This window comes from Pseudoalteromonas sp. PAR1 (genome assembly GCF_947311895.1).
Classification (GTDB): domain Bacteria; phylum Pseudomonadota; class Gammaproteobacteria; order Enterobacterales; family Alteromonadaceae; genus Pseudoalteromonas; species Pseudoalteromonas lipolytica_C.
The window spans coordinates 136,463-163,005 of record NZ_CAMZMY010000006.1 but is presented as its reverse complement, the minus strand read 5'-3'; the positions used below and the strand labels follow the sequence as shown (position 1 = coordinate 163,005).

At 40.4% G+C, this 26,543-nt stretch carries 26 protein-coding genes; 7 read left to right on the top strand and 19 right to left on the bottom strand.

Translation table 11 applies throughout. From position 1 onward, the window contains the following. The 15 genes from QL229_RS07070 to QL229_RS07000 form a co-directional block, all read right to left on the bottom strand. Positions 1–1,521, bottom strand: a complete 1,521-nt coding sequence (locus QL229_RS07070) for a flagellin (RefSeq protein ID WP_281546645.1) — start codon at positions 1,519–1,521, stop codon at positions 1–3. 425 nt (positions 1,522–1,946) lie between these two features. Further along, positions 1,947–3,470 carry a flagellin gene (locus tag QL229_RS07065; protein WP_281546644.1) on the bottom strand — a complete coding sequence of 508 codons (1,524 nt, stop codon included), beginning with the start codon at positions 3,468–3,470 and terminating at the stop codon, positions 1,947–1,949. Between the two features lie 232 nt (positions 3,471–3,702). Beyond that, complete coding sequence (gene flgL / locus QL229_RS07060; protein ID WP_235382558.1) at positions 3,703–4,959, bottom strand: flagellar hook-associated protein FlgL; 1,257 nt, start codon at positions 4,957–4,959, stop codon at positions 3,703–3,705. Between the two features lie 2 nt (positions 4,960–4,961). Next, a complete protein-coding gene (flgK, locus tag QL229_RS07055) occupies positions 4,962–6,998 on the bottom strand; it encodes a flagellar hook-associated protein FlgK (RefSeq protein ID WP_235382557.1) in 2,037 nt (678 codons plus the stop codon). Positions 6,999–7,011: 13 nt separating this feature from the next. Beyond that, positions 7,012–7,968: a flagellar assembly peptidoglycan hydrolase FlgJ gene (gene flgJ / locus QL229_RS07050; protein ID WP_135923826.1), complete on the bottom strand. Its 957-nt coding sequence runs from the start codon at positions 7,966–7,968 to the stop codon at positions 7,012–7,014. Positions 7,969–8,172: 204 nt separating this feature from the next. Continuing rightward, positions 8,173–9,267, bottom strand: coding sequence for a flagellar basal body P-ring protein FlgI (locus tag QL229_RS07045; protein ID WP_235382556.1), 1,095 nt, complete (start codon positions 9,265–9,267; stop codon positions 8,173–8,175). Positions 9,268–9,279: 12 nt separating this feature from the next. Beyond that, complete coding sequence (gene flgH, locus QL229_RS07040) at positions 9,280–9,963, bottom strand: flagellar basal body L-ring protein FlgH (protein WP_135923824.1); 684 nt, start codon at positions 9,961–9,963, stop codon at positions 9,280–9,282. A 15-nt stretch (positions 9,964–9,978) separates the two neighbouring features. After that, positions 9,979–10,767: a flagellar basal-body rod protein FlgG gene (gene flgG / locus QL229_RS07035; protein ID WP_135923823.1), complete on the bottom strand. Its 789-nt coding sequence runs from the start codon at positions 10,765–10,767 to the stop codon at positions 9,979–9,981. 21 nt (positions 10,768–10,788) lie between these two features. Continuing rightward, a complete protein-coding gene (locus QL229_RS07030; RefSeq protein WP_054553307.1) occupies positions 10,789–11,553 on the bottom strand; it encodes a flagellar basal body rod protein FlgF in 765 nt (254 codons plus the stop codon). A gap of 149 nt (positions 11,554–11,702) precedes the next feature. After that, positions 11,703–13,055: a flagellar hook protein FlgE gene (flgE, locus tag QL229_RS07025; protein ID WP_135923822.1), complete on the bottom strand. Its 1,353-nt coding sequence runs from the start codon at positions 13,053–13,055 to the stop codon at positions 11,703–11,705. A 56-nt stretch (positions 13,056–13,111) separates the two neighbouring features. Then, positions 13,112–13,792, bottom strand: coding sequence for a flagellar hook assembly protein FlgD (locus tag QL229_RS07020; protein WP_135923821.1), 681 nt, complete (start codon positions 13,790–13,792; stop codon positions 13,112–13,114). Positions 13,793–13,805: 13 nt separating this feature from the next. Next, positions 13,806–14,237: a flagellar basal body rod protein FlgC gene (gene flgC, locus QL229_RS07015; RefSeq protein ID WP_135923820.1), complete on the bottom strand. Its 432-nt coding sequence runs from the start codon at positions 14,235–14,237 to the stop codon at positions 13,806–13,808. Between the two features lie 2 nt (positions 14,238–14,239). Beyond that, on the bottom strand, positions 14,240–14,650 hold the full coding sequence (gene flgB, locus QL229_RS07010; RefSeq protein ID WP_135923819.1) for a flagellar basal body rod protein FlgB: 411 nt from the start codon (positions 14,648–14,650) through the stop codon (positions 14,240–14,242). A gap of 134 nt (positions 14,651–14,784) precedes the next feature. Next, positions 14,785–15,615 (bottom strand): protein-glutamate O-methyltransferase CheR, encoded by an 831-nt coding sequence (locus tag QL229_RS07005; protein ID WP_135923818.1) that lies wholly within the window; start codon positions 15,613–15,615, stop codon positions 14,785–14,787. A gap of 21 nt (positions 15,616–15,636) precedes the next feature. Next, on the bottom strand, positions 15,637–16,569 hold the full coding sequence (locus tag QL229_RS07000) for a chemotaxis protein (RefSeq protein WP_135923817.1): 933 nt from the start codon (positions 16,567–16,569) through the stop codon (positions 15,637–15,639). Between the two features lie 142 nt (positions 16,570–16,711). Between QL229_RS07000 and flgA the strand changes: the two genes are divergently transcribed. The 3 genes from flgA to QL229_RS06985 all read left to right on the top strand — a co-directional run bounded on the left by flgA (position 16,712) and on the right by QL229_RS06985 (position 18,240). Further along, on the top strand, positions 16,712–17,416 hold the full coding sequence (flgA, locus tag QL229_RS06995) for a flagellar basal body P-ring formation chaperone FlgA (RefSeq protein WP_135923816.1): 705 nt from the start codon (positions 16,712–16,714) through the stop codon (positions 17,414–17,416). 79 nt (positions 17,417–17,495) lie between these two features. Beyond that, positions 17,496–17,816, top strand: coding sequence for a flagellar biosynthesis anti-sigma factor FlgM (flgM, locus tag QL229_RS06990; RefSeq protein WP_135926250.1), 321 nt, complete (start codon positions 17,496–17,498; stop codon positions 17,814–17,816). Further along, positions 17,809–18,240, top strand: coding sequence for a flagellar protein FlgN (locus QL229_RS06985; protein ID WP_135923815.1), 432 nt, complete (start codon positions 17,809–17,811; stop codon positions 18,238–18,240). The genes flgM and QL229_RS06985 overlap by 8 nt, the downstream gene beginning before the upstream one ends. 97 nt (positions 18,241–18,337) lie before the next feature. On the opposite strand, the gene QL229_RS06980 is transcribed toward QL229_RS06985, so the two are convergent. Next, complete coding sequence (locus QL229_RS06980; protein WP_135923814.1) at positions 18,338–18,796, bottom strand: LPP20 family lipoprotein; 459 nt, start codon at positions 18,794–18,796, stop codon at positions 18,338–18,340. A 128-nt stretch (positions 18,797–18,924) separates the two neighbouring features. Here QL229_RS06980 and QL229_RS06975 point away from each other — a divergent pair, with 128 nt between their 5' ends. After that, a complete protein-coding gene (locus QL229_RS06975; RefSeq protein WP_168246754.1) occupies positions 18,925–20,112 on the top strand; it encodes a flagellar assembly protein FlgT in 1,188 nt (395 codons plus the stop codon). On the opposite strand, the gene QL229_RS06970 is transcribed toward QL229_RS06975, so the two are convergent. Beyond that, positions 20,083–20,982, bottom strand: coding sequence for a LysR substrate-binding domain-containing protein (locus QL229_RS06970; RefSeq protein ID WP_235382555.1), 900 nt, complete (start codon positions 20,980–20,982; stop codon positions 20,083–20,085). The genes QL229_RS06975 and QL229_RS06970 overlap by 30 nt on opposite strands. A 110-nt stretch (positions 20,983–21,092) precedes the next feature. Here QL229_RS06970 and QL229_RS06965 point away from each other — a divergent pair, with 110 nt between their 5' ends. The 3 genes from QL229_RS06965 (at position 21,093) to QL229_RS06955 (ending at position 24,833) form a co-directional block, all read left to right on the top strand. Beyond that, positions 21,093–21,821 carry a glutathione peroxidase gene (locus tag QL229_RS06965; protein WP_281546643.1) on the top strand — a complete coding sequence of 243 codons (729 nt, stop codon included), beginning with the start codon at positions 21,093–21,095 and terminating at the stop codon, positions 21,819–21,821. 233 nt (positions 21,822–22,054) lie between these two features. Then, the gene (nhaD, locus tag QL229_RS06960) at positions 22,055–23,488 is read left to right on the top strand and encodes a sodium:proton antiporter NhaD (protein WP_135923810.1); all 1,434 of its coding nucleotides are present in this window, start codon (positions 22,055–22,057) and stop codon (positions 23,486–23,488) included. 280 nt (positions 23,489–23,768) lie between these two features. Continuing rightward, positions 23,769–24,833, top strand: coding sequence for a zinc-binding dehydrogenase (locus tag QL229_RS06955; protein WP_235382554.1), 1,065 nt, complete (start codon positions 23,769–23,771; stop codon positions 24,831–24,833). Positions 24,834–24,905: 72 nt separating this feature from the next. On the opposite strand, the gene QL229_RS06950 is transcribed toward QL229_RS06955, so the two are convergent. Together QL229_RS06950 and QL229_RS06945 are read right to left on the bottom strand one after the other, a co-directional pair. Further along, complete coding sequence (locus QL229_RS06950; RefSeq protein ID WP_281546642.1) at positions 24,906–26,270, bottom strand: HipA domain-containing protein; 1,365 nt, start codon at positions 26,268–26,270, stop codon at positions 24,906–24,908. Next, complete coding sequence (locus tag QL229_RS06945) at positions 26,203–26,505, bottom strand: helix-turn-helix transcriptional regulator (RefSeq protein ID WP_281546641.1); 303 nt, start codon at positions 26,503–26,505, stop codon at positions 26,203–26,205. The genes QL229_RS06950 and QL229_RS06945 overlap by 68 nt, the downstream gene beginning before the upstream one ends. Between the last annotated feature and the right edge of the window lie 38 nt (positions 26,506–26,543).

Sequence of the window (26,543 nt, the reverse complement as noted above, 5' to 3'; positions counted from 1 at the left end):
TTAACCAATTAAGCTAAGCGCTGCTTGTGGTAACTGGTTCGCTTGCGACAAGATTGATGTACCCGCTTGTTGCAAGATTTGGTTTTTAGTCATTTGCGCAGTTTCTGTTGCAAAGTCAGTATCTTGAATACGACTACGTGAAGCAGATACGTTTTCAGAAATGTTTGCAAGGTTACTGATTGTGTGACCAAAACGGTTTTGTATCGCACCAAGGTCTGCACGCTGGCTATCTATTTGTGCTATGGCAGCATCAATAATCGCTAACGCATCTTGTGAGCCTGTTTGCGTTCTGATATCAACTTCATCCACACCAACTGATGTACTATTAATTGTATTATCAACATTCGCAGCTGCAACTAATGCATCATCATTACCTGTAACTGTAAATGATTTAGATGAATTTAGCTGTATAGCACCTAAAACACGAGTAGAGTCTGTTCCTGAACCATCATTTGCAGTATCAGCCGTTAATGTTACTGGCGCCGCAGCTTTTGTTCCATCAAAACCCATAGCAGTGATATCCGCTGTTAAAGCTGTACTTGGTGTACCATTGTCATCAACCGCATAGTCTTCAATTGTAATATCGTCACCATCTACATCCTCTAAAATAAGCTCATTATCTTCATTAAAAGATGCTGTAACACCTGTAGTAGCGCTTACCGCGTTAATACTGTCAGCAATACCAGTAAGACTTGCAGCAGCACTTATCGATGTTCCATTTAAGTCAAAAGTAACAGTGTCCTCTGTATCTGTGTAACCCGCACCTAATTCAAACTGAAGTTGGGTTTTAGCAAGTGCCTCCACACCCGTTTTATTAGAAATACCATTAATATCTGTAGCTGCTGTTTTTGCAGATGAGTTAGCTTGCATTGTAACAACTTCATCTTCACCATTTGCGCCCTTAATAGTGTAAGTCATAGTATTTGCAATTGGGTTTGCACCAGCTGTATCACCTGATGCAGTTAGTGCCTGACCAAAACCGTCAGCTGACTGAAGATTAATTTGCTTTGTGCCTATATCATCAGCTGCAACACTTGATAATGAAACACTAATTGTTTCGTTAGCATTAGCACCTACTTGAAAGGCTTTTGTCCCAAATGAACCATCTAGCAACTGCTGACCACCAAAGGATGTTGTCTCTGCAATACGCGTTAACTCAGTTTGCAGTGCTGTTACTTCTTTTTGTAGAGCAGTTCTGTCTTCGTATGAATTAGAACCATTCGCCGATTGCAATGCAAGCTCACGCATACGCTGTAAGATATTGGTAGACTCTTGCATCGCCCCTTCGGCGGTTTGCGCCATTGAAATACCATCGTTGGCATTACGCTGCGCTACGGCTAAGCCATTAACCTGTGAAGTTAAACGGTTTGAAATTTGTAGGCCTGCTGCATCGTCTTTTGCGCTGTTGATACGCATACCTGACGCAAGGCGCTCCATCGAGGTTGCTAGACCTTGACCTGAACGAGAAAGGTTACGCTGAGCGTTTAATGAAGATACATTTGTATTTACTGTTAAAGCCATGATAAAACTCCTGATTACTTTCGTAATATATCTGTTTTGATTTAACCAAGAACTTTCACAAATTGTATGTTCAAGCTCCGTACTGATTAAGTTAACGGCAGCTGAGAATTTTTCTTTAGGCTTTTTTTTAAAAAAATGGATTTTATTTGAGCTTTCCAGATTAACAAACTGATTTTACTCATTTTTTTATTTTAAAAAATTCTACTTTTTCCTCTTACGTCGTATCACCCCCTCATTTATTTCTCATTTTTTCTCTCTGTGTAAAAAGGTTTTAGGTGAATTAGTTACAAAGAGGTTAAGAGGCGCTATGCAATAAGAAAATAGCGATAAAAGAGCGCTGACCAAATTACCGCCCAGCTATTTTAATGTTACGCAACAAAAAAGCGCAACCTGTGCGCTTTTCGTATATAAGACTATAAATTTAATTAACCACCTAGCAAGCTGATAGCCGCTTGTGGTATTTGGTTTGCTTGCGACAAGATTGATGTACCCGCTTGTTGCAAGATTTGGTTTTTAGTCATATGTGCTGTTTCTGTTGCAAAGTCAGTATCTTGAATACGACTACGTGAAGCAGATACGTTTTCAGATATACTTGAAAGATTACTGATTGTGTGTCCAAACCTGTTTTGTACTGCCCCTAAGTCAGCTCGCTGGCTATCTATTTGTGCTATGGCAGCATCAATAATCGCTAACGCATCTTGTGAGCCGGTCTGAGTTTTGATATCAATTTCACTTACAGCAACCGTATTACTAATTAATTGATTATCAACATTCGCGGCTGCAACTAGTGCATCATCATTACCTGTAACTGTAAATGATTTAGATGAATTTAGCTGTATAGCACCTAAAACACGAGTAGAGTCTGTTCCTGAACCATCATTTGCAGTATCAGCCGTTAATGTTACTGGCGCCGCAGCTTTTGTTCCATCAAAACCCATAGCAGTGATATCCGCTGTTAAAGCTGTACTTGGTGTACCATTGTCATCAACCGCATAGTCTTCAATTGTAATATCGTCACCATCTACATCCTCTAAAATAAGCTCATTATCTTCATTAAAAGATGCTGTAACACCTGTAGTAGCGCTTACCGCGTTAATACTGTCAGCAATACCAGTAAGACTTGCAGCAGCACTTATCGATGTTCCATTTAAGTCAAAAGTAACAGTGTCCTCTGTATCTGTGTAACCCGCACCTAATTCAAACTGAAGTTGGGTTTTAGCAAGTGCCTCCACACCCGTTTTATTAGAAATACCATTAATATCTGTAGCTGCTGTTTTTGCAGATGAGTTAGCTTGCATTGTAACAACTTCATCTTCACCATTTGCGCCCTTAATAGTGTAAGTCATAGTATTTGCAATTGGGTTTGCACCAGCTGTATCACCTGATGCAGTTAGTGCCTGACCAAAACCGTCAGCTGACTGAAGATTAATTTGCTTTGTGCCTATATCATCAGCTGCAACACTTGATAATGAAACATTAATTATTTCATTAGCATTTGCACCCACTTGAAAAGCTTTTGTGCCATAAGAGCCGTCTAATAATTGCTGACCACCAAATGACGTTGTTTCTGCAATTCGTGTTAACTCAGTTTGCAGTGCTGTTACTTCTTTTTGTAGAGCAGTTCTGTCTTCGTATGAATTAGAACCATTCGCCGATTGCAATGCAAGCTCACGCATACGCTGTAAGATATTGGTAGACTCTTGCATCGCCCCTTCGGCGGTTTGCGCCATAGAAATACCATCATTCGCGTTACGCTGTGCCACCGCTAAACCATTTATTTGTGAGGTTAAACGGTTAGAAATTTGTAGGCCCGCTGCATCGTCTTTTGCGCTATTAATACGCATGCCTGATGCTAAACGCTCCATTGAGGTTGCAAGACCATCGCTCGATTTAGTTAAATTACGCTGTGCGTTAAGTGACGACACATTAGTATTGACTGTTAATGCCATTTTACCATCTCCTAGTTTTAATTAGGCTGTGGTCCAATGAACTAGTGAGGAACCACGCGCTTTGTGTAGAATTACTAGCAGGAAATATGCCAGCTCATCAAGGAATACCCAAAACACTGTTTTTAAAGGGTTTTTATATATCCCACTTTGTAAATGTAAAAAATAAAAAGGCCAGTGACAATTTTTTGCCACTGGCCTGATAGAAAGGCAAACCTTTACCGTATGAATTTAATTATAAATAATCAAAAAGCGTTAAATTTGCTAAACGACCAAAGGTTGCTTGCGAAGCCTGTAATGCGGTTTCATGTCTTGTTAAGTCACTAATTGCTTCAGCCATATCAACTTCAACCAAATTTGATTTACTCGATTTATTATTAATATCTATCGCGCTATTTGAATCTGTGACACTTTCAACCAAATTCATTCGAGCACCTAGGCTTGCTTGTGTAAATACCACTTGTTCGCTGGCGCTTTGTAATTGCTCTAAGCCGTCTGCCAGTGCATCATGAAGCTCATCACCTTCTAAACTGCTATTTAAACTGGTGATTAAGTTTTGCATAGTATTGAGTACATTTTCTTTGTGTGGAGCCTCTAATTCGAACTCGAATGTCCCTGGTGCTGTGCCTTCTAGCTTAAACTCCATGCCTGCATATTCAATAGGCTCCCCAGTAAATTCACCGGTGACAGCGGGTGTAATGGGATTACCATAACCATCATTAATAACATAGGTATCTGGATCACCCGGGTTAACGCCGGCGACAAGCTCAACTTGAAAAGAGTTATCTGCAGCAGTCGCTGTGGGATCTAAATCAAAATTTGCTTTGTGGAACTTATCAAAATCAGCTTGGTTTTTTACATACACAGTACTTTGTGCAGTAATACTTCCCGTCACAGTGCCTTCGTTGTCAACAACATTTAAACGCGCATTTACATTTTCAAAAGCACTAAAGCCATTATCGCTCGATTTAACATTCACCCCTTGTGCTATAGTGACTGAATGCTGGCCTTGGTCGCCTTGATAATCGTATTGACCTGTATTTGAGTTAAAGCTATAGGTTTGAGTTGTATCTTGATAGCCAGAAAATATATATTTACCGTCTTCTGACTGACTATTCATTAAGCTCACTAGGCTTTTTTGCAGCTCGCTTAATTCACCCGCAATAGATTTTAAATCATCATCACTCATGGCACCACTACCCGCTCTAATTGCCAGCTCTTGGGCTGCCTGAATGGTGGTGTTGATACTTTGTAAGATGCTTTCTTCTGTTTCTAGCCGTCCATTCAACTGATTAATATTTTTAGTATACTGCTCATTGGTTTGGATTTTATTGGTATATAAAGCCGCTTGTGAATAAGCCGACGGGCTTTCAGAGGTCGATAAATACTTTTTACCCGTTGTTACACGCTCTTGTGCATTAGCAACACCTTGCTGGCCTTCAAGAATTTTATTAACGCTATTTTGATACATTAAATTATTTGATAAACGCATAATTACCTCGCCGAATTAAGTAAGGTGTCGAATATTGAACGAGCAGTGGCAAGTACTTGCGCTGATGCTGCATACGACTGTTGAAAGCGCAGTAAGTTTGCCGCTTCTTCATCAAGGTTTACACCTGATAGTGACTCATACCAAGCCTCTGACTGCTCTGCTAATGCGGTGAATGCTTGTTGACTTGTTTGTGCCTGCGAAGTAACTACACCAATATCTGATACTAAACCTGTGTACGCTTGATTTAGAGTTTTATGATTATTCGTTGAATTACCTGAAACGTTTTGTCTTACAATATTATCATTTTGAATGTCAGCTAAAAACTGTCCGTTACGGTTATCATCAAAGCCTCCTTCGTTCGCTTCAATAGTGAACGTATCGCCAAGTGCTGGCGTTCCTTCAATGTTAAAGTCAAAACCATAATCTTGAAATCCACCGCCAGCAGCTTGAAGAACATTATTTAATGGTGGTGTGCCAGTAAAGCTTGAAGTATTAACCCCATCAGTAACTGTATATACATTAGGTTCGGCTGTTTTTTGAACGGTTATCTCACCATTTGGTAAATTGATAGGATCGGTTGAAAAGGCACCAACATCTAACACTGTTCCTGCTGAAATACTGGCAGTGCCAGTATTGTTAATATCGTTTGCAGTACGAATAGGTGAAGCGAGTGCGATATCTTCTGGACGATTTGTTGCAAGCTCTAAGCTTGTTGATGCTTGAGAGTTGAGTTTGACCATAAATTGATCATCAACACTTGGCGGGTTAGTCATATCGAGAGTTATTTCTAAGCCAAACAAATCTAAACCATCATTTGCAGGGCTATTATCGACTAAATTAACCTTACCTGTGGCTGGGTCAACGACAGCTGTAGTAAAAATATCATCGCCGTTGGCATCCTTAATCGTCTCACCTTTATTATCAACAGGGTAAATTTCAACTTCATTCGTATCACTGTATTTCACAATAAAATCACTGGCCGGCAAATTACTGCCTTGTCCAGGTTCAACCGTTGCCGTCATACTCGAATTACCAGTATTAGCTTGATAAGCAAATGCATCAACGGTTGGAATAGCAAAAATATCGCCACCAATTTCACCATTGGCGTCCATACCTAGGCGGTTTTGCTGATTGAATGCATCTGCCAGCGCTAAGCCCATTTGACCAAGTTGATTCTGGGCAGGGACTAAAATGTCATCACGAAAAGCAAGCAGCCCACCAATTTTGCCTTTTAATTTACTTACATCAACTTCAAGCGGCACGGCTTTGCCACCATTGACGTCGAGCTTTAACTCTTTAAAGTTTGGATCGGGGTCACCACTAAATGAAAACAGGTTAAATGTACCGCTTTGCATAACAAGTGCTTGACCTGAGCCTAAATACACTTGTTTTTCGCCGTTATTACCATCAAGTGTTTCAATATCTATCAACTCTGATAAATCACGAATTGCTTTATCACGCTCATTGTATAAACCACTAGAGACTGACTCACGATCAGTACCATGAACCGCCGCAATTTTAGTATTCAAATCACTAATATTTTGGATAAGGTTATTCGCCTCATCTGAGAAGATTTCTAATTGTTCATTCACAACCGCTTTTTGATCAACCACAATGCTCGATAACCTATCCATCTGATCAATCAAGTTCTGTGCGTCAGTCATTACTAGTGAACGAGCGACTCTTGACGAAGGCTGATTTAAGCTTTCTTGTACGTTGTTAAAAAACGAGTTGATACTGGTCGATAAACTGTTTGATTCTTCTGAAAACAGGCTATCTACTCGGCTTGCTTCAGTTACAAACTGATCAAAGAATGCCTTATTTGAGGTATCACGATTTAATTGCTTTTGGGCAAACTCATTTAACAAGCGATACGTTTCACCACGACCCACTTGGTTGTCGATCATGGTTGTGAACTCAGTGCGTTCACGCACATAGCCTTCAGTATTCACATTCGCTATGTTTTTACTGGTGGTTTGTAAAAGCTCAGAATTCGCTCTTACACCGGCATTAGCAATGTCATATAAGCTAAATGACATGGGGGTTTACTCCTTAACGTACCAATGAAGCAGCGACACTTTGAAGCTCAACACGCTTCAGCACCTGCTTTATTTTATCGGCATAATTTGGATCAGTTGCATAGCCTGCTTTTTGTAACGAATCTAAAAAGGCAGCAGGTTCTGCAGTGTTTTTTAGTGCTTCTTCGTAACGTGGGTTTTCATTTAAGAAGTCAACGAAGTCATTCACACTGTCTTTAATTGATTGATATGCGCGGAAACTTGCTTGTTTTTTAACAGGCACGCCTTGTTCAAACTCAAGGGTAAGCTTACTTGCTTTATCACCTTGCCAACGCTGATCTGATTTAATATTAAATAAGTTGTTACTGCTTGTACCATCCGCTTTGCTGATGATGTGTTTACCCCAACCCGTTTCAAGTGCGGCTTGAGCAACCATAACCGCCGGATTAAGGCCAATCTTTTGTGCAGCATTTTTGGCATGTTCCCAGATAGAACTAATAAACGATTCAGCATCGTCAAAACGATTATTAGCTTGCTCATTTAGCTCAGTATCTGTAACCGATTTAGTTTGAGCATTAGCATCATCTTGCCCTCTTGCTCGTTTATCACTATCAAACTCAGTCGTCGTTCTTAGTACTGAGCCTGGGGTAAACTGTTTACCGTCTGGTGATAACTGCTGAACGATTAAATCAGCTAAGCCTAGCGAGCCATTCGACGACAACTCGACTGAAAGCTGTTGGTCATGCATTTCTTCAAAGAACTTCACGCCACTTGAATTAAATGGGCTATCTTTATCTTCGAATGCCTCATTGGCTTTACGCATACTTTTAAGCAGCATTTGCGTAAAGATAGATTCGAATTGTGCCGCCGCTTTTTTCAGCGCCTCTTTTGACGCATCGCTAGAGGCATCACTTTTCAGGGCACTTTGACGTAGTGAGTCTAAATTACCTAAATCAAAAAAGTTTTGCTTGTCGAGATGATTAGTATCCATCAGCTTTTTGACACAATAGTTAATAATGCAAATTAAAATGCAAAAATTGCGCCAATAAAAATCTTTAGAAATGAATAGCTAATAAGTGATATTGGTTTTGACTAACTTTAAAACAATAGTTTTAGCTAATGCTTGAAGAGTGAAAGATATAAAAAGTGCTAAAAGATATGAAAACAAAAAACGCGCCCTAGAGCGCGTTTTAATTTAAATGATAACCAGTTGCCCGTTTATCGCCCCCGCTTCTTTTAAAGCTTCAAGTATTGCCATTAAGTCACCCGGTGCAGCCCCAACCTCATTGATTGCGCGTACGAGATCATCAAGATTAACACCTGGATTAAATACAAAAGCACGTGAGTCATCTTCATTCACATCAATAATGCTTTGATTGGTAACTGTGGTTTCACCCTCACTTAACACATTTGGCTGCGATACATTTTGCTGCTCAGCGATCGTCACCGTTAATCCACCATGCGTAATAGCCGCAGGCTGTAGCTTCACGTTTTTGCCAATCACAATGGTACCGGTACGAGAGTTAACAATAATTTTCGCTGCTGTGTCTGCAGGTTTAAACTCTAAGTTTTCAAGAGTAGACAAATAAGCAACACGTTGAGACGCATCTCGCGGTGCTAACACGCGTACTGAGGCTGCATCGATTGCCTGTGCACTATCAGGGCCCACTAAATCGTTAATGGTTTGCTCTAAGCGCTTTGCTGTTGTGAAATCTGGACGATTTAAATTAAAAGTAATGTAATCGCCTTGCATAAACGGGCTTTTAATAGCACGTTCTACAATTGCACCATTTGGAATACGACCTACTGTTGGTGTGTTAATAATAACTCGGCTACCATCAGCACCTTCAGCACCTAGACCGCCCACAACTAAGCTGCCTTGTGCAATCGCATAAGTATTGCCATCAACCCCTTTTAAGAAGGTTTGTAATAAAGTACCGCCACGTAAACTGCCCGCACTACCTATAGACGAAACCGTAACATCAATGGTTTGCCCAGGCTTTCTAAACGCTGGAAGCTCGGCGTGCACAGCCACCGCTGCGACATTCTTTATTTTGGGTTTTAAGCTATCAGGTAAAGTGATACCAAAGCCATTTAGCATGGCTTTAAAACTTTGTTGTGTGAACCGGCTTTGCTCACCTGTGCCTGGCAAACCAACAACAAGGCCATAGCCTACCAACTGGTTAGAGCGTACACCCTCAACCATAGACACATCTTTAACTCGCTCAGCTTGAGCAGAAAACTGCAGGCTGATTAAGCAAAGAGCAATAATGTATTTAAACCCATTCATGACTTTGTTCCTCTAAAATGGGAAAAGCGAACTGCTAAAGAATCGAGAAAGCCAGCCAGCACTTTGTGTTTCTTGCATTTGCCCTTTACCAGAATATTGTATACGTGCATTCGCTATACGGTTTGACGTGACTGTATTACTTGCTGAGACATCTTCTGGACGGACTAACCCTTCCAAACGAATAAACTCTTCACCGGTATTTAACGTGAGCCATTTTTCACCACGGATCACTAAGTTTCCATTAGGTAAAACGCGCATCACATTGACAGAGATATCACCAAATAGACTATTCGATTGATTCGACTTTGAGTCACCTTTAAATGATGACCCTGAACCAATGCCAAATTGAATGCTGTCACCACCAATGTTAACCGGATTTCCACCTAACCCAATTACAGGGTCTAAGTTAGCATCTGTTTCTTTATCGGTTTCGGTTTTTGCTGCTTTGGTTGCTTGCGTTGACTCTTGCAATTTAACAGTGATGATATCGCCAGCACGCAGTGCCTTTTTATCAGAGTACAAATCATTTGATGTATAGCTATCAAACAAAGACCCTGTTGGCACCATTTGTTCTGTTGTAGGCTCTGGGTACATAGGCGCATAGTAAGGGTCATCCTGAACCACATGATGATTTTGCGTTGTTATACAACCACCCAGCATAAAAGCTGCTGATGTGACTAAGATAAGATTACGCATGCTGCCTCCTACGACTTATAACTGTTGATTGATGTAACTAAGCATTTCATCCACTGCTGAAATCACTTTTGAATTCATTTCATAAATTCGTTGCGTTTCAATCAGATTAACCAGCTCTTCTGTTACATTTACATTTGACGTTTCAAGCGAACCTTGTACCACAGTACCTAAACCATCAATCCCCGGATTACCTTGCACTGGTGCGCCACTTACAGCTGTTTCTGTGTATAAGTTTTGCCCCATTGGCTCAAGACCCGATGGATTGATGAAGTCTGTTATAGTGAGCTGACCAATTACCACATTTTCTGCCTGACCTGCTACACGAACAGATACTTCGCCATCTTGTGACACCGTAATTGATTGCGCATCATTTGGCACATTCATTTCAGGTTGCAACGGGAAACCCGCACCTGAAGTTACGATACGACCGTCTTCATCTGTCGTAAATTGACCATTACGTGAGTAAGCAATATTGCCGTCAGGTAACTGTACTTCAAAAAAACCTGGGCCTGAAATCATCCAGTCCAGTGAGTTTTCGGTCGTTAACATATTACCTTGCGAAAAGTTCTTTTGGTTTGCTACAACCTTAGCACCGGCACCAAGCATTAGACCTGATGGCATTTCAGTATCTTGAGACGAACGACCACCTGGTTGATTAATGTTTTGATATAGTAAATCTTCAAATACGGCGCGGCTTTTTTTGTAACCGACCGTGCTGGCATTCGCGAGATTATTTGAGATCACCGAAATATCGGTTTGCTGGGCGTCAAGCCCGGTTTTACTGATCCACAATGCTGGATTCATAACTCTACCCTCTCAGTCATCTTAAACAATGCGTAACAGCTGATCTTGACGCTCATCAAGCTCTTCGGCTGTTTTCATCAATTTAACTTGTAATTCAAATTGGCGTTGGTTGCTGATCATGTCGACCATTTCATGGACTGGATTAACGTTCGACATTTCAAGCGTACCTGACAGTACTTTTACATTGGGTGAAATATCACAGAACCCACAAAGATCATTGACCAACATATCTTCTTTTGGTCTAAATAAACCGTCATTACCTTTTTCAAGCTGAGTGTTATCAGCTTCGATCACTTTTAAGCGGTCAACCACTTCTAAAAAGTTGGCAGGTGCACCTTGCGGGCGCACTTGGATCGCGCCATCTTCGCTAAACTCAACCTTCTCAATTGGCAAAGGTAAGATAATAGGCCCGCCCTCGCCAATAACTTGACGGCCATGGCTGGTGATCAATGCGCCGTCAGGTGTGATGTTTAGTGTGCCTGTTTTGGTATAAGCTTCGTTACCTGATGCATCTTGCACACTGAGCCAACCACGGTCGCTCATGGCAATATCAAGCTCTCGGCCTGTCTCAACGAATCCACCCGATTCCATATTTGAACCAGGACGCTCTTGCATCGCAAACACACGTGATGGCAAGCCTTCACCAAAAGCCTGCATGGAACGCGCTTGTGCAAAATCAGCTTTAAAGCCAGTGGTGTTAGCATTAGCAAGGTTGTTAGCCTTTAACTCAAGACCACGCAAGCTTTGCTTGGCACCAGACATGGCAATGTAGACCATTTTGTCCATAACATTGACTCACTAAAAATACGATAACTAAAGAAATGCAATAAAAGTGCCAAAGTAAAATTGACGCATAAATAGGATGGTAAAAATGAAAAAAGGCTGCCAATTGAGGGAGCAGCCTTCGTGTCGGATTAAGCTCAGAGCCGTTTAGATTAACGGATCTGTAGGATGTTTTGTTGTAGTGTTGAGTTAACTTCTAATGCACGTGAATTTGCTTGGAAATTACGTTGTGCACTGATCAAATCAACAAGTTCACTTGTTAAGTTAACGTTTGACTGCTCAAGGGCTGATGAGTTAATTGAACCTAATGTACCTGAACCTGGTTCACCGGCAATTGGCTCACCAGAGGTTAAGCTTTTCTTCCATGCCGTGTTACCCACTTGCTGTAAACCTTGTGAGTTAGAAAAGCGCACCATTGCCACTTGGCCTAAGAATGAAGTATCACCATTACTGTAAGAAGCAACGATTTTACCATCTGTACCAATATCAATACCTGATAGACGACCTACAGTCGCACCATCTTGCTCTAGCGCTTTCACTTCAAAGTTACTTGCATATTGAGTCGGTATTTTATTCGTTGTACCAGCTTCATCGCGCCAATTGATGTTTACATCATCAGGGAAACTCGCACCGTTAGATAATAAACCAGATATACCGCCTGAAGGTATTGTTAATGGATTAAACGTAGCATCTGTATTTGCAGTTCCATCAGTGCTTTGAGGTAAACCACTTGAGTCAAACTGAAAAGTTGAAATAGGCGTATATGGCGACGTAGTTTGCTCAGTACCATTAGCAGCAAACGGCTTTTCATCAAGTGTTGCAAACACTTGCCATTCATTGTCATTACCAGTCACTGCTGCGTCAGTTTTAACAAAGAAGAACTGTAAAATGTGTGGCTCACCTAAAGAATCATACACTGTTGTTGATGTTGAACTGTTATACGACGCACTTGTCTCAGGGTCAAATGGTGTAACTGCTGGCGTTAATGCACGCGAATCTAAGTTAAACGACGAATAAACATTGGTCGTAGCGCGTGGAGAACCTGATGCATCAGGAATTTGTAGCGCAGAAGATGTGCTTAAACTAACAGAAGTTGTATCACCCGTTGCTTCATCAACAGGGAAACCTTGTAAGTAGTTTCCGCTAGCATCCACAATAAAGTTGTCTTTATTAAGTTTGAACGCACCAGCACGAGTATATGTAAAATCTTGTGCACCTAGGTCATTTGCCATGGCAAAGTAGCCTTCACCAGTAATTGCTAAGTCCAGAGAGTTATTAGTGAAAGATAATGAACCTTGGTGAAATTGTTGTGCCACCATTGTAGTTCTTACGCCGTCACCATTTTTAGTTTTACCTGAGCTAAATACTGATGATGCGTACACATCAGCAAACTCAGCACGAGACTCTTTAAAGCCTGTGGTGTTAACGTTAGCAATATTGTTTGCTGTTACATCTAAGTCTTTTTGCGCGGCAGCAAGGCCGGTTAATGCAATATTGAAGCTCATAAGTCACCTCTAAAGTGTCAATCTGTAGCACTAGGCTAACTAGTTAATCTGTGTAATTAAGCGATTTCTGCAACATCAGTTAGCCTAACCGCGCCTTCTTTAGTATTAATAATAATGCCGCTAGATCCATTGATATTAACGCTTTCAATATTTTTGAAAGTCGCTAAAGGTAGACTGCTATAGTCACCATTTTGGAATCCTTCAGCTTTAACTTCGTATTCGCCTGGAGGCAAAAGCTCTCCATCGTCATTTTTACCATCCCACTCAAAACGAACTGCGCCAGCCGATTGAGCGCCCATGCTGATGGTACGTACAAGTTGACCTGACTCATCAGTAATGCGAAGCGTAAGATCTTCAACAGGCGTTTCTGCAATTGCCGATCCCTTAGCAACGTTACTACCATCAAAATCAATCGTATTTGATTCTAATAGTGCTTGTTTACCAACTAAGGTCGAAGCTTGTAATGCCGAGTTCGATGTCATTGACGCAGTAAGTGCATCAAATTTTGAGTTTAAATTCGAGATCCCTTCAGCCATGGTAAAGTTGGTCATCTGAGCAATCATTTGATCATTATCAGCCGGCTTGCTTGGGTCTTGAAACGACAACTGTTGTGTTAAAAGCGAGAAGAAGTCTTCTTGCGTTAAAGTGTCATCTTTCTCTTCTGGTTTGTTTTGATTGTCCTGCCAACGTAAATTATCTAAATACGTGGATGACGCACTGCTGATGTCGTTACTCATAACTTATCCTCGGTTACCGCTGCCCAAGCAACAGTGTTTTACTTAACATTTGCTTAGCTGCATCAGCAACTTGCACATTTGTTTGGTAAGAGCGAGAGGCAGAAATCATATTAGCCATTTCTTCTACGACATTAACGTTAGGTTTGTAGATATAACCGTTTTCATCCGCACTGGGGTGATTAGGGTTGTACTCTATTTGCAGAGGCTTATCGCTCTCAACAATACCCAACACTTTTACGCCAACAGAAGAGCCCTGAGGATTGCTTTGTGTTGCTGACGCTTTAGTCAACTCCGCAGCAAAAACAGGATGGCGCGCTCGGTATGTTTTGTCTTGACTAGAGCTAATCGTATTCGCATTCGAGATATTACTTGCTGTTGTATTAAGACGCACATTTTGCGCGCTCATACCAGTGCCTGAAATATCAAAAACATTATATAAACTCATGATTAAGCTCCTTGACTACCGAGGGCTTTTTTAAGGCCTTTAATTTTACTACTCATAAATTGCAGGCTTGCCTGATACTCTAATGAGTTCTGTACATACAAGTTTCGTTCCACTTGTATATCAACTGAGTTACCATCACCTGTATCTGCTTGATTTGGCGTACGAAACATTTCTGCGTTACCAACAAACCGACTGCCACCGGCAAGGTGTTTTGCGTCAGTTCGTACCATGTTATTGCCGCCTTGCTGGTTGCTTTTTGCCGCTTTTAGAGCCGCCGCAAAATCGATATCTTTTGCTTTGTAGCCCGGCGTATCAGCATTAGCGATGTTTGTCGCTAATAACTCAGCGCGTTGTGAACGGATCAACATTGCATGCGGGTGCACACCAAATGCTTTATCAAAACTGATAGCCATAACCATCTCCAAAAAATTGACTCTGCTAGTGCAGATGCAAAAGGCAAGCCAAAATTAACTAGATAGATAAAGCACGGTAAGCTTTTGAATAATAAATAATTTAGCAACCTAAGAGCTAGGTTGCTAAGAAGAGATTACTTTTTCTGGTAGATAATACCTGGGTTACAACGAACCATCTCGAAGCTATCACTTAAGCCAGCCATAGATTCAGATGCCCCTAAAAATAAATACCCTTTTGGATTAAGGGCCTGAGCAAATTGAGAAATAATCTTTGCTTTTACCTCTGGAGAGAAGTAGATCAGTACATTGCGGCAAAAAATGATATCAAACTTGCCCATTAAGGCGTAAGAATCTAATAAATTCAAATGCCTAAAGCTCACCATTTTTTTGATTGGATCAATCACCTGCGCCATACCATTGCCGCTGTCTTTAAAAAACTTTTGCCGTCTTTCAATTGATAAACCACGGGCCAGTGCCAACGAGTCATATTCAGCATTTTTACACATATCAAGCATGGTATTAGATATATCAGTGCCGATAATCTGCGCGCCCATTTTAAGTACGCCAGGGTTTTTCGCCTGAAACTCAGCAACCGACATAGCAATTGAATACGGCTCTTGGCCTGATGAACTTGCCGCTGACCAGATTTTTAGTGGCCTACGCACATCTTTCAACTCAGGAAACAGCTTTGTTTTAAGCAATTCAAATGGGTATTGATCACGAAACCATAAGGTTTCATTCGTCGTCATCGCATCCACAACAGCAGCACGAAGCTGTCTTTCATGTGGACTGAGCGTTTTACTAACTAATTGCGATAAAGACTCAACGTTAAAGCGCACCATTAATGGCGCAAGACGACTTTTCACTAGGTAAAGCTTATTGTCGCCTAACACAATGCCACACTGTTGCTCTAGAAAAGAGCGAAATTGATCGTATTCGCTTTGTTGTAAGTGCTTATTTTCCAAAGTAATACCACCTATAAATAATTAATCACAATGAACCCACTTTTTAACAGCCGTTGCTAATTCGTCAGGGTTAAATTTTGCAATAAAATCATCTGCACCTACTTTTTGGATCATTGCTTGGTTAAATACACCGCTTAAAGAAGTGTGTAAGATCACATGCAAAGGTGATAATTTTGGATCCGCTTTTATCTCTGCCGTAAGGGTATAACCATCCATTTCAGGCATTTCAACATCTGAAATTAATAACCCTACGCGTTCAGTAATATCGTTTTGGCAATCGAGTTTTGCAATCTCACGTAACCGTAATAAAGCCTCTTTACCATTTTTAGCGAGCTCAGTTTGTACACCTAATGGCTCAAGCGCTCGCTTAACTTGGTTTCGCGCAACAGCAGAGTCGTCTGCTATAAAGACAATACGTTCACCTAAGTCTCGCTGGATTTCACCATCACCCACTACTTCTGCACTTACTTCTGTATTTACAGGGCAAATTTCATTCAAGATTTTTTCTACGTCTAGAATTTCAACCAGCTCGTTTTCGATTTCGGTGACCGCAGTTAGGTAAGAATAACGACCCGCACCTGATGGTGGAGGCATTATTTTTTCCCAATTCATATTAACGATACGTTCAACACCGCCAACTAAAAACCCCTGCACAGAGCGGTTGTATTCAGCAATGATAATAAAGCTGTCTTTGATATTTTCGATAGCAGGACCGCCAACGGCCATTGATAAATCAATGACTGAAATAGTCTGACCGCGAATGTGAGCTACGCCTCGTATATAAGCATTAGATTTGGGCATGTTTGTGAGTGGTGGGCATTGCAAAACCTCTCTCACTTTAAACACATTGATACCAAAGCGTTGTCGCCCTCTGAGTTTGAATAATAGTAATTCAAGGCGGTTTTGCCCAACCAACTGCGTGCGCTGGTTCACTGAGTCTAAAATGCCTGCCATTTCAATCTCCTAAAGATAAACAATCAGAGCCGGAACAATAATTGCTTTCTTTGTGTTAAAGCTACATAAGGTTACAAAGCGTCTGTTTTTTGACGCAAAATATTTATACCTTGTTTTCAACCATAAGCATAGTCGAAACAATATGAGTTTGTTAAAAAAAAGCCGAAGATACAGTGTTTTTTATTTCCTTGCTAGCTTGTTGTCCATTACACAAGTGCATGCAGAAGTATATAAAAACGAGCAGCTTCAACAGATCGCTATCGATTTTGTTAGTGAGCAGCTTACTGATCTAGAAAGTACACCACAAGTGAGTGCATTGCCGCTTGATAGCCGCATACCCGACAGAGTGTGCGAATCACCTTTAAGTAAAGAAGTACCAACAACACCTCCTTTTAATCGGCAGGTAACTGTACAACTTAAGTGCGAAGATATAAATAGTTGGACCCAATACGTACACGTGCGCATCATTGAGCTTGAGCCTGTGGTTGTTGTGACAACTCATTTAAGTCGTGGTGAAGTGATCAGGGCTGAACATTTACGCCTTGAAATGAAACCAAAACAGTTTGTTAGAACGCAATATGTGCAAGATGAGTCTATACTTATTGGCAGTCGAATTAAGCGCAATTTGCGTGACGGTACACCAATTGTAATGAGTCAGGTTTGCATGGTTTGTAAAGGCGACAACGTGACTATTTACGCTTCACTACGAGGCCTTAGAATTAAAACGACAGGCATTGCCCTTGAAGATGGTACGTTAGACGAATTAGTGCGTGTAAAAAACAAAAAATCAGGTAAAGTATTAAATGCACGTGTGGATGGTGTCGAGTCTGTTCAGGTAAATATTTAATTTTTTATATTTATGCTAAAGTATCCGCTGTGCCTGCCGATATAAAGGCATATGTTGGGTAATGTATAGGTCAAATATTATGGTAAGCAATGTCAATAATGGTCAACAACAAACCTCTGTGTTGACAAATACCAAGCAAAAAAAGCTTGATTTACAAAAAGATAATGCTAACGCTGCTGAAGCTAAATCAGCTGCGCCAAAAGCAAGTGCAGATTCTGTAAGCTTAACACCTCAAGCTAAGCAGCTTAAATCTTTGCAAGAAAAAGCTGAGCAATCGTCTGGTTTTGACAGTAACAAAGTTGCCGAATTAAAAAAAGCAATTAGTGAAGGTAAATACCAAATTGATGCTGAAAAACTAGCGAAGAACATCGCCGCATTTGAGTTTGATGTCTATGGCTAATCATAATCATTTAATTGCCAGTAAACTAACACAACAAGTTTCTTGCTTGGAGTCTATTGCTGCGCTTTTAGATGATGAACTCAATGCAATCGCATCGAAACGTGGCGAAGGGTTAAAAAGTATTGCCCAACAGAAAATCTCTTTGCTGCAACAAATTCAAACTATCGACAAAGAAGTGCAGAAACTATCAGTCAATAATGATTCTAAAGATGACGACGTTACTGCTCTTATTAAGCAAGTGAACAGCCTACTTGCTGAATGTAAAAAGAAAAACGATGTTAACGCTCATGCTGCGCATCAAGCTCAACTAAGTGTTAAACAACTTAAAGATATCTTAATCGGTTCGCCTTCATCGATGACCTACGACCAAGGCGGCAGTGTGGTTCAAGGCGACAAAACAATTGTACATAACCTAAAAGCCTAGCAACTGATATTAAATTGAATACAAAAATAAAGCGCGATAATACCAAATTATCGCGCTTTATTTTTTAGAGCAGATTATACATTTCTGATGTTGTAACCTAGTAATAGGTTACTTTTTTAACTTCGCGTGGTTTTATTTCGCCAATATAAAGGTCATGTACGCGTTTCATATCAAGTTGTAATTCTGTTGCGTAGGTATCGCCTACTGCATAAGTTTTTATAACCTGCGCACCTTTTATGACACCTAATACCTGGCTTTGTAATTGATCGTTTTGAGCAATACTATTTTGCACTGTTGTGCCTGCGGAAATTTTTTGCCCATACACTTGCTCAGCAAGTTCACGGTAAGCTTCAAGCTTTGACGCTTTAATTGCAAGTAAGGTGCGTTGCGACTCATTGCTACTTGGTTGAGCGCTAATTGGCGCGTAACCTATTGCTTTTAGTACTGGATAATTATCAGGCTCTACATAGCGATACTCGACATGCTTGTCGAAAATACTACTGCAGCCTGTTAATGCTGTGCAGGCAACTAGCCCGCTTAATAAAAGTGCTCGCATAATTTGCTTCCGCTTAGAACTCATTTCTCGTAAATATGCACGTTTAATGCCACATCTGGTACAGTCCTTGCTCATTTACCTGTAATCTATGAGTATCAATGCTAGGTGTCAGCATGAAAGTTAAAATTATGGCAAATATAAAATGGCTTGGTTTAGTCAGTGCAATTGTTTTTTCAAACAATAGTTTAGCTCAATGGTTTGAGTCTACAGGGCATGCTACGGTCAAAAATGGTGATACTAGTCAAGCAAAATCAGCCGCAATAAAAGATGCGATAACGCAAGCTTTAGTATTCTCTGGCGCTCGAGTTTCCTCTGTACAAACCTTAGTTGACGGGGTTTTGACACAAGATCAACTAAAGATCAGTAGTCATGGTGAAATACAAAAAATTGAATTGATCAGCGAAAACCGCCATAACGACACCTATGCCATTACCCTGCGTTTAGATATTTTCCCACAAGCTGAAGAGTGCCCAGCAAATCAATACACTAAATTTATTGCAGTTACACAAAGCCAGTTGGCTAATCGTGAACAAGCTCGTATGGGCCAAATTTTTGACGTAAACAAAGCGATTAGTGAGCACCTGTATACCAGCTTAGAGAACACTCAAATGGCAGCTAAACCCACGGCTTATTATAATTTGCCGCTTAGAGTCGATCATTTCTTTACACAGCAATATGACTACAGTAATGCATTACTTGAAGAGATCACCAGCCGCAGCAATTCGCAATATGTATTGTTAAGTCGTATTCGCGACTTATCGGTCAACCATAAAATCAATAACGACTATGCTTTTTGGCAAGACGATAGTTTTAAGCGCGCATACAAAGTTGACTATGTGTTATTTGATGGCACGACATACGAAAAACTTTGGCAAAAAAGCTACCAAACAGAAGGGATTTGGCCATACAAAAAAACCGAAATTATCGATGTTTACAGCGACCGATTTTGGGCAACCGATTATGGCAAAGCCATTACCGACATAAACCAAACATTGACCTATGACTTGCAAGCAGTTATGGCTTGCTTGCCTACTCAAGGTAAAATTCTACATATTGAAAACGATAGGCTAATCATTAATCTTGGTAAAGCGCATGGTCTTGAACAAGGGCAAATACTAAATATTGCACATCATAATTACTTAACCGATGCGCAAGGTAACAAGTTGCCCCATAAGATAACCACGTTAAACCAGTTAAAAGTTACACAGCTTTATCAGCAGTCTGCGGTTGCAATAAGCATTGACCAACAGCCACTGCCAAATATTCAGATTAACGATATTGTTGAACTAGCTGGAAAAGAGCAAATGAGCTTTTAAACCTTCATGATGGCTTAGCCATTGCGCTAACAACTCTACTCCAGCAATATGTGGGTAATGCTTACGCGTTGCAATAACCACATGACGTTGCTGGTTTGGTTTCATCGTAAGGTAATTTATTCCTGCACGTGCTGTACATGCTAGTTTTGGTACAAAGGTAATGCCGTCATTCATCGCCACCAGCGCAAGTAAAGTTTCGATGCTATTACCTTTGTACTGATTAGACACTTCAACTCCTGCCGAAAAACAGAACTGTTCAGCTTGCTCTTTAAAGCAATGCCCCTCGTTTAGCATTAAAATATCGCATTCGTTTAACTCACGCAGTGCCACCTCTGTTCGGCTTGCAAGTGGGTGTTGTTCAGACACTGCCACTAAAAAATCTTCTTTATACAAAGACGAAATATGATAGCTCGCTAAATCTGGCACATCAGCGACAATCGCAATATCAATATCGCCGGCATCGAGTGCTGTCAGTATTTGTGCGGTTTGCATTTCAATGAATGAAAATTGTGTTTCGTTGAAGGCCTGCTTCATTGAAGTTAACAAGGTCGGCAATAAATAAGGCGCGATGGTAGGAATAATACCAACATTAACCTTCCCCTTGAGTGGATCGTGAGAGCTTGCCGCTAACTCTTTAAGCACCTTGGTTTGTTCAAGGATAAGAGAGATTTGACTAAGTAAACGCGTTCCTTGCGCTGTTAAAGTGACTTGTTTAGTAGAGCGATCAAATATTGTCACTCCAAGCTCTTGTTCAAGCTTTTTAATTTGTCCACTGAGAGTTGGCTGACTGACATAACAAGCATCTGCGGCTTTACGAAAGTGTTTAAACTGCGCCACCGCTTTTACATATTCAAAATCTTTTAAATTCATCGCAAACTCATCAATAGTTTTTAACTATCATAACTATAAAAATAAACGATTGGAACTATTAAGCTATGGGCGACATAATAGCACTCAACAAATCAAGAGGAATTAAAACAATGCTAAACAATATTGAAGGTCAAAAAGTACCAAACGTTACATTCGCAACCCGTGTAGACGAGCAATGGAAGTCAGTAACTACTGATGAAATTTTTAAAGGTAAAACGGTTGTGCTATTTGCATTACCCGGCGCATTTACACCAACTTGCTCATCAACTCACTTGCCACGTTACAATGAACTTGCAGGTGTGTTTAAGCAAAATGGTGTTGATGACATTGTGTGTATATCAGTAAATGATACCTTTGTAATGAATGCTTGGGCACAAAATCAAGAAGCGCAAAACATCACCCTATTACCAGATGGCAACGGCGAATTTACTGATGGCATGGGTATGCTAGTCGACAAAAACGACTTAGGATTTGGCAAACGTAGCTGGCGCTACTCGATGCTAGTGAAAGATGGCGTTATTGAAAAAATGTTCATTGAGCCACAAAAGCCAGGCGACCCATTTGAGGTATCTGACGCTGATACAATGCTTGAATATATTAACCCAGCTCAAGTAAAGCCTGAGCCAGTGAGCATTATTACTAAACCTAACTGCCCATTTTGCACAAAAGCTAAGGCATTGTTAGACAGCAAAGGTTATGTTTACGAAGAAATTATTTTAGGTAAACATGCTTCATTAACGATTTTAAAAGCCATTTCAGGCCGTGAAACAGTACCACAAGTATTTATAGGTGGCGAGCATATAGGTGGTTCTGACGATTTAGAGAAACACTTTGCATAATTTTCAAGTTAGGGCTGCACTATGCAGCCCTTTTCAATTCAAATCCCCTCAACTTATTGATTAATTTATAGATTAAGCAACTGGTCTGCTCTCGCCATCATCCATATTTATATTCAAAATACTAACTTCTTAGTTACCAATTTGTTACATAACCAAAAGAATGAATCTAAAATGTCTGCAGCTACATGCACACAACCCGTAACGAAATTAAAATGAATTAATTGGAACATACAATGAAAAAACTACTACAAGGATTGATCCTGTCCTTGCTAAGTTTCGCTGGCCAAGCTCATGCTGCGTCAACCGGTACTATCGATCTACTCACCCACCCTGTTGGTATTATCTGCCTTGTCATTTTTATCTTCGCTTATGTACTGGTTATCCTTGAAGAAAAAATCCATCTACGTAAGTCAAAACCCGTTCTTGTTGCTGCTGGTATCATTTGGACATTAATTGCTTGGCAATACAGTGCTTACAATATGTCAGACTTGAGCACAGATGCATTTCGCCATGCATTGCTTGAGTTCTCTGAACTGATGCTATTTCTATTGGTCGCCATGACCTATATTAATGCCTTAGAAGAGCGCAGACTGTTTGATGGCCTACGTTGTTGGCTGGTTGCCAGAGGCTTTAGTTATAAACAATTATTTTGGATCAGTGGCGTACTGGCTTTTTGTATTTCTCCCATCGCCGATAACCTCACAACAGCGCTACTATTGTGTGCAGTTGTAATGAAAGTTGCCGCAAATGATAACCGCTTTATCGCCATGTCATGCATTAATATTGTGATAGCAGCCAATGCCGGCGGTGCATTCAGCCCGTTTGGAGACATTACCACGCTAATGGTTTGGCAAGCTGACGTTGTTGAATTTACAGAGTTTTTTGTATTGTTTTTACCTGCACTTGTAAGCTATATCATTCCAGCGGCGGTAATGTCTTTATTCATCAATAATAAACACCCTGATACTGTCGACGAAGATATTGAATTAAAACGCGGTGCACTACGAATCTTATGCCTGTTTTTATTAACAATTTTAACTGCCGTAGTACTAAAAACAGCCTTTGGCTTACCTCCTGTTGTAGGCATGATGATGGGTTTAGGTTACTTACAATTTTTTGGTTACTTTTTACGAGTCACCCTGCCCGGCTCGCTTGCCAGAAAACGCGCGATGGCAGAGCGTGAAGGAGATAAAGAGCGCTTGTCTCGCCTAGGTAACGTTGTTCCTTTTGATGTATTTAGCCGGGTATCACGCGCTGAGTGGGATACATTATTGTTCTTCTACGGTATTGTTATTTGCGTCGGTGGTTTAGGGTTTATAGGCTATTTAGCACTGCTTTCTGATTTACTTTATACGAATTGGTCAGCAACTGGCGCAAATATTATATTAGGCTTGATGTCAGCGGTAGTAGATAACATTCCTGTGATGTTTGCTGTTCTTCAAATGATGCCAGAGATGTCTCATGGTCAATGGCTATTGATCACCCTAACAGCTGGGATTGGCGGTAGTTTACTATCGATTGGTTCAGCTGCGGGTGTTGCACTAATGGGCCAAGCACGAGGGATTTACACATTTAATAGCCACTTAAAATGGTCGCCTGTCATTTTACTGGGTTACTTTGCTGGTGTATTTACTCATTTATACCTCAATACTGCCTATTTCGGCTAAGCCTTAAAAATGTCAAAGTTAAAACCCTGATGGTTAGTTTAGGGTTTTAACTTCAATTCTATCGACAATTAAAGGCTTACTCGTTTTAAATTCGCACCAAGAAACCAATAAATACTCATGATCTTTTTGTTTTAAAAAATCATAAATGAAGAATTTATAAACAGCATTGTCGCAATTTGTTGTATTTTTGGCGTAAAAAGTCAAGATATCACCAGTCACTTTACTTTAGTCTAGAGATCGAAACGAAGAAACTTCTTCGTGATTGATCGAGGACACACAAATGACCCAAATGAACTCTGTTGCCATGCAAAATGGTAAACTGCATGTAAAACAAATTGATATTCCAACACCAGGACCAGGACAAGTACTCGTAAAAAGCCTTGCTTGCGGTATTTGCGGTTCAGATATTCATATCACCCGCCACACGAGTGATGTATTTGATATCTATAAAAACTTGGGCATCATGGCAAACGATGCAGGTGATGACCAAGAAGTATTACTAGGTCACGAGTATGCGGCAGAAATCGTCAGCTACGGCCCAAATACCAAAGGCGAACTTGCTAAAGGCACCCGTGTAACCTCAGTGCCAATCTTACTCTCTGCCGGCGGTGCTGGCGTGGGTGTAACCCCAGGGCTGTATGGTGCCTATTCTGAATACTTTATCGTTGATGAAGCTTTGTTATTACCTATTCCTGATGCAGTACCATCAGAAGCTGCAGCCATTACAGAACCCCTTGCTGTTGGCTTGCATGCGGTAAACCGCGCACTAATGAGTAATGACGACATAGCAATCGTGGTTGGTTGTGGCCCAATTGGCCTTGCCGCAATTGCAGCACTTAGATTGCAAGGTGTTAAACATATTATTGCCTCAGACCCACAAGAGAGTAAAAAACACGTCGCTCTTGAGTTTGGTGCGACTGAATATGTTAACCCGACCCTAGATGATGAAGTAGCCAAAGCAGCAGCCCTTGCAGACAATAATAAAGTGGTTATTTTTGAATGTGCTGGTGTAAGCCGCTTATTAAACGACTACATTTTACGTGCGCCAGCAAAAGCAAAAATCGTTGTAACAGGTGTACATACCGCGCCACTAAACGTTAACTTTGCCTATGCCACAGTGAAAGAGTTAGACCTTATTTTCTCTTATTACTATCAGCCAGAAGAGTTTGCACAATCACTTGAGAACATCGCGTCAGGCAAGATCGCATGGCAAAAAATGCGTACTGGTAAAGTCGGCATAGACGGCGTACAAGGTGCGTTTGACACCCTATTTAAACCAAATGACCATATCAAAATCATCATTGAACCATGGCGCACAGGTGAGCTTGAAAAAGTAACGGGTTAATTTAGTTTAAAAACGAGCAATAACCCTGCAATTTAGAAATTAACAATCAAACGTTAATTTCTAAGCTATAAACTATAGTTCGATATCAGGGATTACAGTTGCCTGTTCAAGAAAGTGCTCACAACGTGCATTAACTATATCAAAGTAATGCTTTAAATATGACACTTGTGATTTTGAAGGGCTATCAACAAACGATATTGCCTGTTGTAAATTATTTTTAATACTTGTCGCTATTTTAGTTAGATGGCTTTGTAGTAACTTTTTTGAAATTCCATTTTCATCTGCAAAGTCAACTAACTGATAGGCATTAATTGCATCTGGGTCAAACTCATCTCCTATACTCATAGCTAGATCCTGTTCAAACTCTGGATACATTTTAACGTTTACTAAATCATAAAATGGCGCAGGGGTTAGACCTGATTTTTGCACAAAAAAGCTAAAGTTTTTGCCATGTGCATCTGAATTGTAGATGCAAAGATTAAATAACGCCCACTTTAAAATTTCAATTTTTGCCGCTATAGGGTTTTCGCAAAGTTTAGATAGCGCAAACAATTTTTCAAAGCTTGCACCATCACGAATGTGACGAACATCTCGCTGCTTACCTAAATTTCTTTCGTACTTTTTATCAACCCCTAAATTACAAGCTTGGCATGCATCAATCATATGCCTGCGCTTTACATTTTCAGGGCTAAACAATTTTCTATCGAATCTTTCTACAAGTAATGCAGGGTGGTGATCAAAATATTTAAGTTCAACATCTGCAACACTTAGCCCAGCCAGTTTTGCAAGTTTCATTGTTACAAATTCATTTATAACAAGATGTTGCTGATTATTCTTTTCAAACTTAATAATATGGGTAGAACAAAGGTCTCCTTCACCAAAACCTAACTTGCCATCAACTGACAATACATTTAATTTTGATTGAACACCTGCTACTGACAATCTTGGCTTGCCGTCCCAGACTTCCAAATGCCAAAATTGAGGATCAGATAACTTTTTGATCAGTTCAGCATCACTAATAGCGATAAAGTTACTTTTTACTTTATCGTTTAAAGCACCTTCAGGTAAAAACATCATAGCCCCAGAGGTATCTTTACCAATTCCACCGATCTGAGCAAATACATTCGTCCGTGATACCCCTAAGTAATCTATTAAATAATCTAGACCCTTATTTTCGGGTAGTAAGTTTTGTAAAAAACGTCTGATATTGACAGAAGGTATGTCATGTCCAAAAGGTAAATGAGGAGATATTGGAAAGCCCTCATCCACCCACTCTTGTTGATAACTCAATGATAAATTATCGCTTTCTCTAGAAAGATGTAATTTACCAACCAGCTTTTGGCTATAAATTATATCGAGCGTATATCTATCAGACCCAGACGTCATTCTCATCCTCCAGCGGTGAGTTAGCTGTGCTATCACTTTGCCATGGCTCAATTGATATCTTTACGCCTAATGCCGAGACAACTTTCATTAACGAGGCTACTTTTACATCAGCACTACCTTGTTCAATATTTATGTATGTCTGCTTTGATATACCCGAAAGTAATGCAGCGTCAGTTTGCGTGATATTGCTTTGTGTTCTCTTCGCTTTAATAACGTCACCAAGCAAAGAAGGTGTGAACGCCTTACTTAAATCTGGGGATTTACTCGCTTTAACTTTCTTTGCCATCACAATCTCAATTTGAACAATGCTTCTATTAAAGTCTA

Excerpts from the sequence above, each read along its gene's own strand:
- QL229_RS07070 (WP_281546645.1), bottom strand. The coding sequence starts at position 1,521 with ATGGCTTTAACAGTAAATACAAATGTATCTTCATTAAACGCTCAGCGT.
- QL229_RS07065 (WP_281546644.1), bottom strand. The coding sequence starts at position 3,470 with ATGGCATTAACAGTCAATACTAATGTGTCGTCACTTAACGCACAGCGT.
- flgL (WP_235382558.1), bottom strand. The coding sequence starts at position 4,959 with ATGCGTTTATCAAATAATTTAATGTATCAAAATAGCGTTAATAAAATT.
- flgK (WP_235382557.1), bottom strand. The coding sequence starts at position 6,998 with ATGTCATTTAGCTTATATGACATTGCTAATGCCGGTGTAAGAGCGAAT.
- flgJ (WP_135923826.1), bottom strand. The coding sequence starts at position 7,968 with ATGGATACTAATCATCTCGACAAGCAAAACTTTTTTGATTTAGGTAAT.
- QL229_RS07045 (WP_235382556.1), bottom strand. The coding sequence starts at position 9,267 with ATGAATGGGTTTAAATACATTATTGCTCTTTGCTTAATCAGCCTGCAG.
- flgH (WP_135923824.1), bottom strand. The coding sequence starts at position 9,963 with ATGCGTAATCTTATCTTAGTCACATCAGCAGCTTTTATGCTGGGTGGT.
- flgG (WP_135923823.1), bottom strand. The coding sequence starts at position 10,767 with ATGAATCCAGCATTGTGGATCAGTAAAACCGGGCTTGACGCCCAGCAA.
- QL229_RS07030 (WP_054553307.1), bottom strand. The coding sequence starts at position 11,553 with ATGGACAAAATGGTCTACATTGCCATGTCTGGTGCCAAGCAAAGCTTG.
- flgE (WP_135923822.1), bottom strand. The coding sequence starts at position 13,055 with ATGAGCTTCAATATTGCATTAACCGGCCTTGCTGCCGCGCAAAAAGAC.
- QL229_RS07020 (WP_135923821.1), bottom strand. The coding sequence starts at position 13,792 with ATGAGTAACGACATCAGCAGTGCGTCATCCACGTATTTAGATAATTTA.
- flgC (WP_135923820.1), bottom strand. The coding sequence starts at position 14,237 with ATGAGTTTATATAATGTTTTTGATATTTCAGGCACTGGTATGAGCGCG.
- flgB (WP_135923819.1), bottom strand. The coding sequence starts at position 14,650 with ATGGCTATCAGTTTTGATAAAGCATTTGGTGTGCACCCGCATGCAATG.
- QL229_RS07000 (WP_135923817.1), bottom strand. The coding sequence starts at position 16,569 with ATGGCAGGCATTTTAGACTCAGTGAACCAGCGCACGCAGTTGGTTGGG.
- flgA (WP_135923816.1), top strand. The coding sequence starts at position 16,712 with ATGAGTTTGTTAAAAAAAAGCCGAAGATACAGTGTTTTTTATTTCCTT.
- flgM (WP_135926250.1), top strand. The coding sequence starts at position 17,496 with ATGGTAAGCAATGTCAATAATGGTCAACAACAAACCTCTGTGTTGACA.
- QL229_RS06985 (WP_135923815.1), top strand. The coding sequence starts at position 17,809 with ATGGCTAATCATAATCATTTAATTGCCAGTAAACTAACACAACAAGTT.
- QL229_RS06980 (WP_135923814.1), bottom strand. The coding sequence starts at position 18,796 with ATGCGAGCACTTTTATTAAGCGGGCTAGTTGCCTGCACAGCATTAACA.
- QL229_RS06975 (WP_168246754.1), top strand. The coding sequence starts at position 18,925 with ATGGCAAATATAAAATGGCTTGGTTTAGTCAGTGCAATTGTTTTTTCA.
- QL229_RS06970 (WP_235382555.1), bottom strand. The coding sequence starts at position 20,982 with ATGAATTTAAAAGATTTTGAATATGTAAAAGCGGTGGCGCAGTTTAAA.
- QL229_RS06965 (WP_281546643.1), top strand. The coding sequence starts at position 21,093 with ATGCTAAACAATATTGAAGGTCAAAAAGTACCAAACGTTACATTCGCA.
- nhaD (WP_135923810.1), top strand. The coding sequence starts at position 22,055 with ATGAAAAAACTACTACAAGGATTGATCCTGTCCTTGCTAAGTTTCGCT.
- QL229_RS06955 (WP_235382554.1), top strand. The coding sequence starts at position 23,769 with ATGACCCAAATGAACTCTGTTGCCATGCAAAATGGTAAACTGCATGTA.
- QL229_RS06945 (WP_281546641.1), bottom strand. The coding sequence starts at position 26,505 with ATGGCAAAGAAAGTTAAAGCGAGTAAATCCCCAGATTTAAGTAAGGCG.